The 13637-nt window shown below is 66.6% G+C and carries 14 protein-coding genes; 9 read left to right on the plus strand and 5 right to left on the minus strand.

Translation table 11 applies throughout. The features are described from left to right. Positions 1 to 29 precede the first annotated feature (29 nt). From OZ671_RS04095 to OZ671_RS04110, 4 genes are all read right to left on the minus strand, one after another. Positions 30 to 1328, minus strand: coding sequence for a dihydroorotase (locus OZ671_RS04095; protein WP_268859547.1), 1299 nt, complete (start codon positions 1326 to 1328; stop codon positions 30 to 32). A 4-nt stretch (positions 1329 to 1332) separates the two neighbouring features. Continuing rightward, positions 1333 to 2283, minus strand: coding sequence for an aspartate carbamoyltransferase catalytic subunit (locus OZ671_RS04100; RefSeq protein WP_268859548.1), 951 nt, complete (start codon positions 2281 to 2283; stop codon positions 1333 to 1335). A gap of 70 nt (positions 2284 to 2353) precedes the next feature. Beyond that, complete coding sequence (locus OZ671_RS04105) at positions 2354 to 2914, minus strand: 2'-5' RNA ligase family protein (RefSeq protein WP_268859549.1); 561 nt, start codon at positions 2912 to 2914, stop codon at positions 2354 to 2356. A 16-nt stretch (positions 2915 to 2930) separates the two neighbouring features. Further along, entirely contained in the window at positions 2931 to 3611 is a 681-nt protein-coding gene (locus OZ671_RS04110; RefSeq protein WP_038312493.1) for an alpha/beta hydrolase, read from the minus strand. 279 nt (positions 3612 to 3890) lie between these two features. On the opposite strand from OZ671_RS04110, the gene OZ671_RS04115 reads away from it, so the two are divergent. From OZ671_RS04115 to OZ671_RS04155, 9 genes are all read left to right on the plus strand, one after another. Beyond that, a complete protein-coding gene (locus OZ671_RS04115) occupies positions 3891 to 5048 on the plus strand; it encodes a cysteine desulfurase family protein (protein ID WP_268859550.1) in 1158 nt (385 codons plus the stop codon). 73 nt (positions 5049 to 5121) lie between these two features. Next, complete coding sequence (gene sufB, locus OZ671_RS04120) at positions 5122 to 6594, plus strand: Fe-S cluster assembly protein SufB (RefSeq protein WP_268859551.1); 1473 nt, start codon at positions 5122 to 5124, stop codon at positions 6592 to 6594. A 130-nt stretch (positions 6595 to 6724) separates the two neighbouring features. Continuing rightward, positions 6725 to 7480, plus strand: a complete 756-nt coding sequence (gene sufC / locus OZ671_RS04125) for a Fe-S cluster assembly ATPase SufC (protein WP_268859552.1) — start codon at positions 6725 to 6727, stop codon at positions 7478 to 7480. A gap of 10 nt (positions 7481 to 7490) precedes the next feature. Next, a complete protein-coding gene (gene sufD / locus OZ671_RS04130; RefSeq protein WP_268859553.1) occupies positions 7491 to 8825 on the plus strand; it encodes a Fe-S cluster assembly protein SufD in 1335 nt (444 codons plus the stop codon). 93 nt (positions 8826 to 8918) lie between these two features. Then, positions 8919 to 10166, plus strand: coding sequence for a cysteine desulfurase (locus tag OZ671_RS04135; protein ID WP_268859554.1), 1248 nt, complete (start codon positions 8919 to 8921; stop codon positions 10164 to 10166). Positions 10167 to 10288: 122 nt separating this feature from the next. Further along, positions 10289 to 10660, plus strand: a complete 372-nt coding sequence (locus tag OZ671_RS04140; protein WP_038312511.1) for an SUF system Fe-S cluster assembly protein — start codon at positions 10289 to 10291, stop codon at positions 10658 to 10660. A gap of 105 nt (positions 10661 to 10765) precedes the next feature. Next, a complete protein-coding gene (locus OZ671_RS04145) occupies positions 10766 to 11143 on the plus strand; it encodes a HesB/IscA family protein (protein WP_268859555.1) in 378 nt (125 codons plus the stop codon). Beyond that, positions 11143 to 11535, plus strand: coding sequence for a TfoX/Sxy family protein (locus OZ671_RS04150; protein WP_268859556.1), 393 nt, complete (start codon positions 11143 to 11145; stop codon positions 11533 to 11535). Before OZ671_RS04145 ends, OZ671_RS04150 begins: the two co-directional genes overlap by 1 nt. Before the next feature lie 92 nt (positions 11536 to 11627). After that, the gene (locus OZ671_RS04155) at positions 11628 to 12422 is read left to right on the plus strand and encodes an alpha/beta fold hydrolase (RefSeq protein ID WP_268859557.1); all 795 of its coding nucleotides are present in this window, start codon (positions 11628 to 11630) and stop codon (positions 12420 to 12422) included. A gap of 112 nt (positions 12423 to 12534) precedes the next feature. Here the strand turns inward: OZ671_RS04155 and OZ671_RS04160 are convergent, their stop codons facing one another. After that, a complete protein-coding gene (locus OZ671_RS04160) occupies positions 12535 to 13599 on the minus strand; it encodes a GGDEF domain-containing protein (RefSeq protein ID WP_268859558.1) in 1065 nt (354 codons plus the stop codon). Positions 13600 to 13637 lie beyond the last annotated feature (38 nt).

Here is a 13637-nt window from a genome sequence, read left to right on the forward strand (position 1 = left end):
GGCTCTCAGGAGGGGGCGTCCGGACCGGCCTATCCGTGCACCGTGCGGCCGGCCACCAGCGTCTTGATCACCCGGCCGGTGAGGCGCGCCTCGTCGAAGGGCGAGTTCTTGCATTTCGACTTGAGCGTGTCGCGGTCGAGCACCCAGGGCTCGTCGATGTCGATGACCGCGAGATCGGCCGGCGCGCCGCGGGCGAGCGTGCCGCCGGGCAGGCCGAGAAGCCGCGCCGGGGTCGTCGACAGGGCCTTGAGGAGGGTCGGCAGCGGCACCAGGCCGGAATGGACGAGCCGGAGGGCCGCCGGCAGCATGGTTTCGACGCCGACCGCGCCGGGCGCGGCCTCGGCGAAGGGCAGGCGCTTGGTCTCGACGTCCTGCGGGTCGTGATCGGAAACGACGACGTCGATCAGGCCGTCGGCCACGGCGTCGGCGAGGGCCAGGCGATCGTCCTCGGTGCGCAGCGGGGGCGACAGCTTGCAGAAGGTGCGGTAGCTGCCGATGTCGTTTTCGTTGAGGGTCAGGTGGTTGATCGTCACCGCGGCGGAGACCGGCAGGCCTTCATTCTTGGCCCGCGCAATAATGGCGAGGCTGTCGCGGCAGGTGATGGAGGCGGCGTGGTAGCGCGCGCCGGTCAGCTTGACGAGGCGCATGTCGCGCTCGAGCATGACCGTCTCGGCCTCGACCGGAATGCCCGAGAGCCCGAGGCGCGAGGCGAATTCGCCCTCGTTCATCACGCCTTCGCCGATGAGATCGGGATCCTCGGTGTGATGCACGATCAGCGCGTCGAAATCGCGCGAATAGGTCATGGCCCGGCGCATGACCAGGGCATTGGTGACCGAATGGGCGCCATCGGTGAAGGCCACGGCGCCGGCCTCCTTCAGCAGGCCGAACTCGGTCATTTCGCGGCCGGCGAGCTTCTTGGTGATCGCTGCCATCGGGTGGATGCGCACGACGCCGGTGTCGCGTGCCCGGCGCAGCAGGAAGTCGACGATCGCTGGATCGTCGATGACCGGCTCGGTCGAGGGCTGGCAGACGATGGTGGTGACGCCGCCCGCGGCCGCGGCGCGCGAGGCCGAGGCCAGCGTCTCGCGGTATTCGTAGCCCGGCTCGCCGACGAAACATCTGATGTCGACGAGGCCCGGCGCCACCACGGCGCCACGGCAGTCGACAATTTCGGTGCCGTCCGGCACGGCGCTGGCGGTGAGCGCTGCGCCATGGTCGCGGATGACGCCGTTCTCGACGAACAGACCGCCCGTCACATCGGTGCCGGCGGCCGGGTCGATCAGGCGGGCATTGGCGAGCAGCAGGGGGCGAGGATCGGGCTGGGCCATGGCGTCACGCATTCGGCAGGTTGCGCGCGAGCGCTTCGAGCACGGCCATGCGGACCGCGACGCCCATCTCGACCTGCTCGCGGATCAGCGACTGGGCGCCGTCGGCGACCGAGGTGGCGATCTCGACGCCCCGGTTCATGGGGCCTGGATGCATGACCAGGGCATCGGGCTTGGCATAGCGCAGCTTCGCCTCGTCGAGCCCGTAGAAGTGGAAGTATTCCTGTACCGAGGGGACGAAGGACCCGTTCATGCGCTCGCGCTGGAGGCGCAGCATCATGACGATGTCGGCATCCTTCAGGCCCGACTTCATGTCGCGGTAGACCTCGACGCCGAGCCGTTCCAGCGACGCCGGCAGCAGCGTCGAGGGGCCGATGGCGCGCACGCGCGCCTGCATCTGGTTCAGCAGGATGATGTTCGAGCGGGCGACGCGCGAATGCAGGATGTCGCCGCAGATCGCCACCGTCAGGCGTTCCAGCCGGCCCTTGTTGCGCCGGATGGTCAGCGCGTCGAGCAGGGCCTGGGTCGGATGCTCGTGGGTGCCGTCGCCGGCATTGACCACCGAGCAGTCGACCTTCTTCGACAGCAGCTCGACGGCCCCCGAGGCCGCGTGGCGCATGATCAGGATGTCGGGATGCATGGCATTGAGCGTCAATGCCGTGTCGATCAGCGTCTCGCCCTTCTTGATCGAGCTCTGCGCCACCGACATGTTCATCACGTCGGCGCCCAGGCGCTTGCCGGCAAGCTCGAAGGACGACTGCGTCCGGGTCGAGTTTTCGAAGAACAGGTTGATCTGGGTCCGGCCGCGCAGAGAGGTCCGCTTCTTCTCGACCTGACGGTTGAGGGTGACGAACTCTTCGGCCAGATCGAGCAGGCCGGTGATCTCGGAAGCGGAAAGGCCTTCGATCCCGAGCAAGTGCCGGCGGTTCAGCACGAAGGACGAGGGCGTAACTGTCATAAGCCCTGGCGCTTAAACGGAGTCGGGGGCCATAGCAAGGCGGATCTCGCGGCTTGTCCCAGGCGAAATCTCATCGCCCCGCGCCGGCGGTGGCAAGACACCGCCGCTCGATGATCTGAACGGGCGGAAAGGTCAGGCAGTCGGCCGTGTCGAACAGCACATCGAAGGGCTGGAGCGAGGCCTCGAGCGCGGCCTGCGCTTCGCGCATCCGGTGGGCGGCAATGCCGGTCGCCAGCGTGCAGTGGGGGATCCAGGCCCCCGGTCGATAGTGAGGATGACAGCGGGCCGGATCGATCGAGCGGTGCACGGCCTCGTGCAGCGCGGCAAGATCCGCATCGGCGCCGGGCGCGGCCCAGACCACCGGCGAGCCGTCGCCGAAATGGCGAATCCGCGCAAAGCGCAGCCGCAGGGGCGCGGCCCCTTCCGCCATCGCCGCGAAAGCGTCCTGCAGGGCCGGCAGCTCGATCCGTTCGTAGATCGCGAGGGTGATATGCGGCGCATAGGCCTGCGCCGCCATGCTGGCTTCGGGCTCGAAGGCGGCGGCTGCCGCCTGGAGCGCGAGAAGCGGGGCTATCGTCGCATTGTCCGCCGTCAGGCAGATCGCGTGTTTCGAGCCGGTCGCTGGGGACATCGGCCCCCAGCCTGGCTCAGACCGCCGGCTTCGGCAAGGCTGGCGCGGCTTCGGGGGCCTTGCCGAGGCGCTTGTCGAGATAGGTGCTGACGACGCTCATGAGGTCGTCGATCGAGTTCTCGAAGAAGTGGTTGGCCCCGGGCACGACCTGCTGGTCGATGATGATGCCCTTCTGCGTCTTCAGCTTCTCGATCAGGCCCTGGACGGAAGCCAGCGGCGACACGCCGTCCTTGTCGCCGTGGACGATCAGGCCGGAGGACGGGCAGGGGGCGAGGAAGGAGAAATCGTAGAGATTGGGCTGCGGCGCGACCGAAATGAAACCCTCGACCTCCGGGCGGCGCATCAGCAGCTGCATGCCGATCCAGGCGCCGAAGGAGAAGCCGGCGATCCAGCAGGTACGTGCCTCGGGATTGAGCGCCTGCGCATAGTCGAGCGCCGAAGCAGCGTCCGAAAGCTCGCCGACGCCGTGATCGAAGCTGCCCTGGCTGCGGCCGACGCCGCGGAAATTGAAGCGCAGGACCGAGAAGCCGCGGCTGACGAACTGATAATAGAGGTTGTAGACGATCTGGTTGTTCATCGTCCCGCCGAATTGCGGGTGCGGATGGAGGACGATCCCGATCGGCGCGTTGCGGACCTTGGCCGGATGATAACGGCCCTCGATCCGACCGGCCGGACCGTTGAAGATCACCTCAGGCATGAAAGAACCTCGTCCACAGGTATGCCGCGGCGCCGACCCGAAAGCGAACCTGCCCGCGGTGGGTGTCCGTCCTTGACAGGTCGGGCTGTCACCCTTAGTTTTTAGAATTGTTCTAAAGTTTGCGCCCGGTCGCCCGATGAACGGGTTCGAACGGCTCAAACACGTGAGGGTCGGGCCTATAGCACGATCCCACGACAAAATGCCAAGCTTTTCCGCATCGGGACGTTCGCGAAGGCGACGTTGCGGGCGGGGCGCTTCGACCGAGGACCGATCGACCGCATGACGCGCGTCTATCTCGACCACAATGCCACGGCGCCGTTGCGGCCGGAGGCCCGCGAGGCCGTGTTGGCGGCGATGGCGCTCGCTGGCAACGCCTCTGCGGTGCATGGCGAGGGGCGCGCCGCGCGGCGGCTGGTCGAGGCGGCCCGTGAGGCGGTCGCCCGGCTGACGGGCGCCGAGGCCAAGCACGTCACCTTCACCTCCGGCGGCAGCGAAGCGGCGGCGAGCCTGCTCGTGCCGGGGTTCAAGGGCCTGCGGGCGGGCCCGGCCCGTTCGCTCATCGTTTCGGCGGTCGAACATTCCTGCGTGCTGGCCGGCGGCCGGTTCGCGCCCGCCGATATCCATGTCTGCCCGGTGGACGGCCTTGGCCGGATCGATCTCGGTGCGCTGGAGACCTTGCTCGGCGTCGCGCCGGGCCCGGCACTCGTCGCCGTCATGTTCGCCAACAACGAAACCGGCGTGCTGCAGCCGCTCGCGGACGTGCGCCGTCTCGCCGAGGCCCATGGAGCGAGCCTGGTCATTGATGCTGTCCAGGCGCTCGGCAAGGTGCCCGTCGACATCGCCGCCTTGGGCGCCGATGCGCTTTTCGTGTCCGGCCACAAGATCGGCGCGCCGCAAGGCGTCGGCGCCTTCGTGCGCGCCGGCGACGATGTCGGCTTCGACCGTCTCGTCACGGGCGGCGGCCAGGAGATGCGCTGGCGGGCCGGCACGGAAAATCTGACCGGGATTGCCGGCTTCGGTGCGGCGGCCCAGGCTGTACTTGACAAAATGAGTCAGGAAATCGCCGAGATCGCCGTCCTGCGGGACTGGATGGAGGCGGAGATCGCCACTATATCCCGCGCGAGCGAGGTTATTGGCTTGCAAGCGGACCGTTTGGCGAATACCAGCCTGACCGTCCATCCGGGTCTGGACGGTGAAACGACGATGATCGCCCTCGATCTCGCCGGCGTCGCCGTGTCGACCGGATCGGCCTGTACGTCGGGCAAGGTCGCGCCGAGCCATGTGCTCGCCGCCATGGGGCTGCCGGCGGACAAGGCGAAATCGGCAATCCGCGTCAGCCTCGGATGGTCCACCACCAGGGCCGATGTGGAACGTTTCACGGCCGCCCTGGCGGCGCATGTTCAGAAGCTGGCGGGCCGGGGTTCCCGGGCCGCCTGAGGCCGGCGCACCAGCGCCGCCTCGGAGAATGCCAACCTGCGGCCCTTGAAGCCGCACGGACGAGGAGAGAGCAATGCCTGCTGTTCAAGAAACCGTTGAACAGGTCCGCGCGATCGACGTCGACCAGTACAAATACGGGTTCTCGACGGATATCGAGATGGAGCTTGCGCCCATCGGTCTCTCCGAGGACACGGTCCGCTACATCTCCGCGCGCAAGAAAGAGCCGGCATGGATGCTGGAATGGCGGCTGGAGGCCCTGCGGCGCTGGTTGACCCTGCGCGAGCCCGACTGGGCGCGCGTCAACTATCCGAAGATCGACTTCCAGGACATCCACTACTACGCCGCGCCGAAGTCCAACCCGGCGCCGAAGTCGCTGGACGAGATCGATCCGGCGATCCTGGAGACCTACAAGAAGCTCGGCATCCCCCTGCGCGAACAGGAGATCCTCGCCGGTGTCGCGCCCGAGAGCCGCATCGCCGTCGATGCCGTGTTCGACAGCGTTTCCGTGGTCACCACCTTCAAGGAGGAGCTGCGGAAGGCCGGCGTCATCTTCTGCTCGATCTCGGAAGCGCTGCAGGAACATCCCGAGCTCGTGAAGAAATATATCGGCTCGGTGGTTCCGACGACCGACAATTTCTACGCGACGCTGAACGCTGCCGTGTTCTCTGACGGTTCCTTCGTCTACGTGCCGCCGGGTGTGCGCTGCCCGATGGAACTGTCGACCTATTTCCGCATCAACGAGCAGAAGACCGGCCAGTTCGAGCGCACGCTGATCATTGCCGACAAGGGCTCCTATGTCAGCTATCTCGAAGGCTGCACGGCGCCGATGCGCGATGAGAACCAGCTGCACGCGGCCGTCGTCGAGCTGATCGCGCTCGAGGACGCCGAGATCAAATATTCGACCGTCCAGAACTGGTATCCGGGCGATGCCCAGGGCCGGGGCGGCATCTACAATTTCGTCACCAAGCGCGGCGACTGCCGCGGCGCGCGCTCCAAGATTTCCTGGACCCAGGTCGAGACCGGCTCGGCGATCACCTGGAAATATCCCTCCTGCATCCTGCGCGGCGACGACAGCCAGGGCGAGTTCTATTCGATCGCCGTGTCGAACGGCGCGCAGCAGGTCGATTCCGGCACCAAGATGATCCATCTCGGCAAGAACACGCGTTCGCGGATCATCTCCAAGGGCATTGCCGCCGGCCGGTCCGAGAACACCTATCGCGGCCTGGTCTCGGCGCATCGCCGGGCGACCAATGCCAAGAACTTCACCAACTGCGACTCGCTGCTGATCGGCGACAAGTGCGGTGCACACACCGTGCCCTATATCGAGAGCAAGACCTCGACCGCGGTGTTCGAGCACGAGGCGACCACCTCGAAGGTCTCCGAGGACCAGATGTTCTATTGCCGGCAGCGCGGCCTCTCCGCCGAGGAGGCGGTGGCGCTGATCGTCAACGGCTTCGTCAAGGACGTCCTGCAGCAGCTGCCCATGGAGTTCATGGTCGAGGCGCAGAAGCTGATCGCCATCTCGCTGGAGGGCAGCGTCGGCTGACCGATGGGTGCCTCCGGGCCGGGGCACCAAAGCCCGGCCGCCGGCGCAAGGCGCCGGATCTCTCCATTCCCGAGGCGCATGGCCGCTTGAGACGGCCGGACGCCGCAACGACATTTCAGGACCTTAACCCATGCTCGAGATCAAGAACCTGACCGCCAAGATCGCCGACGAGGACACCCAGATCCTCAACGGCCTGAACCTGACCGTGGAGACCGGCAAGGTCGTCGCGATCATGGGCCCCAACGGTTCCGGCAAGTCGACGCTCTCCTATGTTCTCGCCGGCCGCGAGGACTATGAGGTCACCGACGGCGAGGCCTGGCTCGACGGCGTCAACATCCTGGAGATGGAGCCGGAGGACCGCGCCGCGGCCGGCCTGTTCCTGGCCTTCCAGTACCCGATCGAGATTCCCGGCGTCGGCCAGATGACCTTCCTGAAGGCGGCGATCAACGCCCAGCGCAAGAAGAATGGCCAGGACGAGATCGCAACGCCGGAATTCATCAAGCTGGTCAACGCCAAGGCCAAGGAGCTCGGCATCTCCCCCGACATGCTCAAGCGCTCGGTCAATGTCGGCTTCTCGGGCGGCGAGAAGAAGCGCAACGAGATCCTGCAGATGTCGCTGCTCGCGCCGAAGCTGGCGATCCTCGACGAGACCGATTCCGGCCTCGACATCGACGCGCTGAAGATCGTCGCCGACGGCGTCAACCGGATGCGCGCGCCCGACCGCTCCTTCGTCGTCATCACGCACTACCAGCGCCTGCTCGACTACATCAAGCCGGACGTCGTGCACGTCCTCTCCAAGGGCCGGATCGTCAAGACCGGCGGACCGGAGCTTGCCCTGGAGCTGGAAGCCAACGGCTATGCCGACGTGGTCGGCAAGGCGGCGTGAGGATCAGGCGATGAACGCGGTCACTCCCATTCGCACCCCGGCGGAACAGGCGCTGATCGGCGCCTATGCCGCGACCAAGGGGGCTGGCAGCGAGGCGCTGGAAGCGCTGCGCTCGGCCGGCTTCTTCCGCTTCGAAATGCTCGGCCTGCCGCACCGGCGCGTCGAGGAGTGGAAATATACCGACCTGCGCACCATGATGCGCGACGCCAAGCCCTTTGCCGGCGCCCCGGACGCGGCGACGCTGCTGGCGGCCAAGACCTCGCTCTATGCCCTGCCGCGGATCGGCGAATGCCGCATCGTGGTGCTGGACGGTGCCTTCGCGCCGGAGCTCTCCGACCTCTCCAAGCTGCCGGCGGGCGTGACCGTGTCGGGCCTGGCCGATGCGCTGGCGCGCCGGCCCGCGATCGCCGCCCGCCTTGCCGGCGGCACGATCGCCCAGGGCAATGCCGCCTTCGCGCTGAACGCGTCCTTCCTCTCCGACGGCCTGCTGGTCGAAATCGCGCCGGGTGCCGAGGTCGGCCATGCGCTCGATCTCGTCTCCATCGTCTCCGACGGGCCGGCGCGCTTCGTCAACCTGCGCAATCTGGTGATTGTCGGCGACAAGGCGTCGGCGACGATCGTCGAGACCCATATCGGGCCCGACGGGGCCGACTATCAGAAGAACTCGGTGCTGCAGGTCGTGGTCGGCGCCGGCGCGACGCTGGAACATGGCCGGCGGCAGGTCGACGGCAAGGATGCGCTGCATCTGGCGACCCTCGAGGCGGAAATCGGCGCCGATGCCCATTTCGACAGCCTGACGCTGACGACCGGCGCGGCGATCTCGCGCAACCAGCTCTTCGTCCGGTTCGCCGGCGAGCATTCGACCGCCTCGCTTCGCGGCGTCTCGATGCTGCGCGGCAAGCAGCACTCGGACACCACGCTGGTGGTCGAGCATGCCGTGCCGCATTGCGACAGCCGCGAGACGTTCAAGCACGTCCTCGACGGCGAGGCCCACGGCGTGTTCCAGGGCAAGATCATCGTCGCGCCGGATGCCCAGAAGACCGACGGCAAGATGATGAGCCAGGCCATCATGCTGGCCGAAGGGCCGTCCATGGACAACAAGCCGGAGCTCGAGATCTTCGCCGACGACGTCCAGTGCGGCCACGGCTGCACCTGCGGCGCGCTCGACCCGGACCTGATGTTCTACCTGAAGGCCCGCGGCATTCCGCATGCGGAAGCCGAGGCGCTGCTGATCGAGGCCTTCGCGCGTGAAGCCATCGAGGATTTCGGCGGCGATCTGCCTGCGGTCGAGGAGCTGCGCGAAGCCATGTTCGGCACGATCGCCGAGTGGATGCGCACGCGCTGAGGCTGACGGCTTCCCGATCGGCCCTGCATGACGGTTGGCCATGCAGGGCGCATCAAGCGAATGTCGGTTCGCAGAGACGAGAAGGTGTGAGGCATGGGCGCGCGTCATCCCGCGGTTGCCGACGGCTATGATGTCGACCTGATCCGCAAGGACTTTCCGGCGCTCGCGCTGAAGCCCTATGGCAAGGATCTCGTCTATCTCGACAATGCCGCTTCGGCGCAGAAGCCGGCGGCGGTCATCGAGCGCATGAAGCGCGCCTACGAGACCGAATATGCCAATGTCCATCGCGGCCTGCATTATCTCGCCAATGCCGCGACGGAGGCCTATGAGGCCGCCCGCGAGAGCGTCAGGGCGTTCCTGAATGCAGGCTCGACCGACGAGATCATCTTCACGCGCAATGCGAGCGAAGCGATCAATCTGGCGGCGGCCTCGTTCGGCGGCATGGTGATCGGCGAGGGCGACGAGATCGTCGTCTCGATCATGGAGCATCACTCCAACATCGTGCCCTGGCACTTCCACCGCGAGCGCAGCGGCGCGAAGCTCGTCTGGGCGCCGATCGACGATCAGGGCAATTTTCTCCTCGATGAGTTCGAGAAGCTGCTCGGGCCGCGGGTCAAAATGGTCGCGCTGACCCACATGTCGAATGCGCTCGGAACGGTGGTGCCGATCAAGGACGCGATCCGTCTTGCCCATGCCCGCGGCATTCCGGTGCTGGTCGACGGTTCCCAGGCCGCCGTCCACATGGACGTCGACGTCCGCGACCTCGATGCCGACTTCTATGTGTTCACCGGCCACAAAGTGTACGGGCCGACCGGTATCGGCGTGCTTTACGGCAAGCGCGAGCACCTCGACCGCATGCCGCCCTTCAACGGCGGCGGCGAGATGATCAGCGTCGTCACCACCGAAACGGTGACCTACAACGATCCGCCGCATCGTTTCGAGGCGGGTACGCCGGCGATCGTCCAGGCGATCGGCCTCGGCGAGGCGCTCGACTACATGATGTCGATCGGCGGTGACAAGATCCGAGCGCATGAGGATGGGCTGGTGCGCTATGCCCATGAGCGGCTCGGCGCGATCAATTCGCTCCGGATCTTCGGCGAGGCGCGTGACAAGGGGGCGATCGTCTCGTTCGAGATGAAGGGCGCCCATGCCCATGACGTTGCGACCGTGATCGACCGCTACGGCGTCGCGGTCCGTGCCGGCACGCATTGCGCCATGCCGCTCCTGCAGCGTTTCGGCGTCACTTCCACCTGCCGGGCGTCCTTCGCGCTCTACAACACCCGCGACGAGGTCGATGCGCTGGCCGAGGCGCTGATCAAGGCCCAGGGCATGTTCGGCTGATCGGGCGCCCGCGCGGCGTTCGATTTGAAATGCCGCGCCGACGGCATTATGTGACGTTCGCGGCGTTGTCACCGCCACGGATGGCCTGCGCGGTTTCATACGAACAAGGGACCTTGACCCCTATGGACGATACTCAGACGCTCAACACGACGGTCGCCGGCGACACGTCGGCGATCCCGCCGGAAGAGCTGGATCGGCTGACCGACGACATCGTCGCGGCCATGAAGTCGGTCTACGACCCCGAGATTCCCGCCGATATCTACGAGCTCGGGCTGATCTACCGCGTCGATATCGATGATGACCGCAAGGTGGCGATCGACATGACGCTGACCTCGCCGTCGTGCCCCGCCGCGGCCGAACTGCCGGGCATGGTCGAGAATGCCGTCGCATCTGTTCCCGGCATTGCCGAGGTCAAGGTGACGCTGACCTTCGATCCGCCCTGGGACCAGAGCCGCATGTCGGACGAGGCGCGCGTCGCGCTCAACATGTGGTGACGGCGACATCCGGGCTTAACTTCGCCCGGCTACTTTCTATATCTTGATCAGAGCTGCTTTGGACGCCGGGCCTTGAACCCGGTCCGTTTCGGAGACCTGAAGACCATGCCGCTACCGAAAATGCAGGCCATGCGCCTCACCAATGCCGCTGCCGAACGGGTGAGGGCGCTCACCGAGGCCGCGGGCAACGCCCAGGCCGGCCTCAGGGTCGGCGTCAAGAAGGGCGGCTGCGCGGGCATGGAATATACGATGGAGTTCATCGACGGGCCGGCCAAATTCGACGAGATCGTCGAGGACAAGGGCGTGCGCGTCTTCATCGACGCGAAGGCCGTGCTCTATCTGCTCGGCACCGAGATGGACTATGTCGTCGACAAGATGTCGGCGCGGTTCGTGTTCAACAACCCGAACCAGACCTCGGCCTGCGGCTGCGGCGAATCGATCGCGCTGACGCCCGCCGCCCCGGAAGCGCTCGGCGCCTCCTGATGCGCTCGGGGCTGATCGATCCCGACGTCCTGAAAGACCTGTTCCAGCCCTTCGGCCCCATCGTCGTCCGAACAATGTTCGGCGGCCAGGGCATCATGCGCGATGGGTTGATGTTCGCGCTCGTCCATGACGGCGTGGTCTATCTGAAGTCGGATGCGGAGGCCGACGCCGCCTTCACCGCCGAGAATTGCCCCCCTTTCGTCATGACCACCAGGGCGGGCAAGGAAATGGGCCTGAACTACCGGCGCATGCCGGAAGCCTGCTATGACGACGAAGCGAGCGTGAGGCAGTGGGCGGGTCTTGCCTGGAGCGCCGCGCTCAGGGCCGCGGCAAGAAGGCCCGTGCCCCGGCCGTCGCGCGGCGGCAAGCCGAAGGCGTCCCGCGCGCGATAGGTGGGGAGCCGGCCGACCCACATGATTTTGCGCTCCCTTGTCGGATCGCGTCTCCCGGTGACGTCCTTCGAAAGAGACAGCGGAGGACGACGATGAGCCAGATCAGGAAGGGCCATGCCGAAGCGGGCGGCGTCCGCTATGGTTACGAGATCCACGGCGAGGGCGCGCCCCTGCTGCTGCTGCACGGCGGGTTCGGCACGATGGACATGTTCGCCCCGCTGCGCGATCGCCTCGCCGAGCGACGCCGGGTGATCAGCGTCGACCTCTACGGCCACGGCCGCACCGCGCTGACCGATCGGCCGATCGATACCGTCGCCATGGGCGACGACATGGCGACCGTGGTGCGCTCCCTCGGGTTCGAGCGGGTGGACGCGGTGGGCTATTCCGCCGGCGCCAAGGTCGCCTTCCGGCTGGCGGCGCAACACCCCGAGGCGGTATGCAAGCTGGTCCTGGCTTCCGTCGCCTATGCCGATACAGGCTTCTATCCGGACGTCCGCGCGCAGCAGCAGCGCCTCACCCGCGAGACCGCCTCCATGCTGATGCAGACCCCGTTATACGACGCGTACAAGGCGGTGGCGCCGCGCGTCGAGGATTTCCCCGAATTCGTCGCACGCATGGGCGAGGCTCTGCGCCAACCGTATGACTGGTCGGAAGAGGCGGTGGCGCTGAAGCCGACCACGCTACTGGTCTACGGCGACAGCGACATCTTCGAGCCGGGGCATATCGTGCGCTTCTACCAGTTGCTCGGAGGCGGGCTGCGCGACGGCGGCTGGGACGGGTCTGGCATGGTTCGCCACAGACTGGCGATCCTGCCCGGCGTCACCCACTACACGCTGCCCGATGCCCCGGGCCTTATCGACATGGCGCAGGCTTTCCTCGACGGGTGAGCGCCGGGCCGTCCGGCCGGCGCCGAAGCGACGGCGCCACGTCCGGGCGCGAACCATGTCGACCCGCTCGGCCACCAGTGCCGGCCGAGATAGCCTCGCGGCCAATATCGGTTCAGGCCACCTTGGGGCGCTCGCGGGTGATTTCAGCGTCGGTTTCGCAGATCACGCGGTTCCGGCCGCTGCGCTTGGCGGTATAGAGGCACTTGTCTGCGCGCTCATAGAGTGTCGCCGCGGTGTCGCCCGGCTGGAACATGGCGACGCCGAGCGAGACCGTGATCCGGCCGAGATTTTCGCTGGTCGAGCGCTTGATCAGTTCCTTGGTCATGACCGCGCGCCGGATGTGCTCGGCGACCGAGACCGCCGCGCGCTGCGTCGTGTCGGGCAGGATGATCGCGAATTCCTCGCCGCCGTAGCGGCAGGCGAGGTCGCCCGGCTTGACGTTCTGCTTGACCGCCAGGGCCACGAGCCGCAGCACCTGGTCGCCGGTCAGATGGCCGAACGTGTCGTTGAACTTCTTGAAGTTGTCGATGTCGCTGACCAGGAGCGCCAGCGGCGTGCCGGACTTCTGCGCCAGCAGGAGGGCCTTGTTGATCGCCTGGTCGTAATATTTGCGATTGCCGAGCGAGGTTAGCGGATCGGTCAGCGATTCCGTGCGCGCTGCATCAAGATTGTCCTGCAACTGCCTGATTTCGCTGCGCGATGCGCGCAGTCGCTGCTCCAGCGCCTTGTTGTTGGCTTCGATTTCGCGGGTCGAGCGCACCAGGGTCTCGATGACCGCCCGGACGCCGTCGCTCGAGCCGGCCGCCGACAGCTTGGCCGAGGCCCCGGCGAGATCGTGGCCATAGGCGCTCGCCTGGCCGGCCGCCGAATCGATCATCCGCATGACGCCTTCGATCTCGTCCATGACGCGGCTGCCGACGACGTCGATCTTGTCGGTGAGGCGGCCAGGCGACAGGAACTGCTCGTAGATCGCATCGAGCTGATCCTGGCTGACCGCGCCATGCTCGGCGATCAGCGCATTGACCGCGTCCGAGAGCTCGGTGTGGTAGCCGGAAGCATAGGCGTACCAGACCTCGTAGTTGCGCGGGATCGCCGCAAGCTTGCGCCCCTTGATCTGTCCGAAGGCCAGATCGGCGAAGGAATGCGTCCGTTCGATGTCGTCGTAACGCTCAAACATGGCGGCGGCCGTCCCTGCCGGACAGGAGGCGGGCAGGA

The organism is Phreatobacter sp. AB_2022a (assembly GCF_026847585.1).
Taxonomy (GTDB): Bacteria; Pseudomonadota; Alphaproteobacteria; order Rhizobiales; family Phreatobacteraceae; genus Phreatobacter.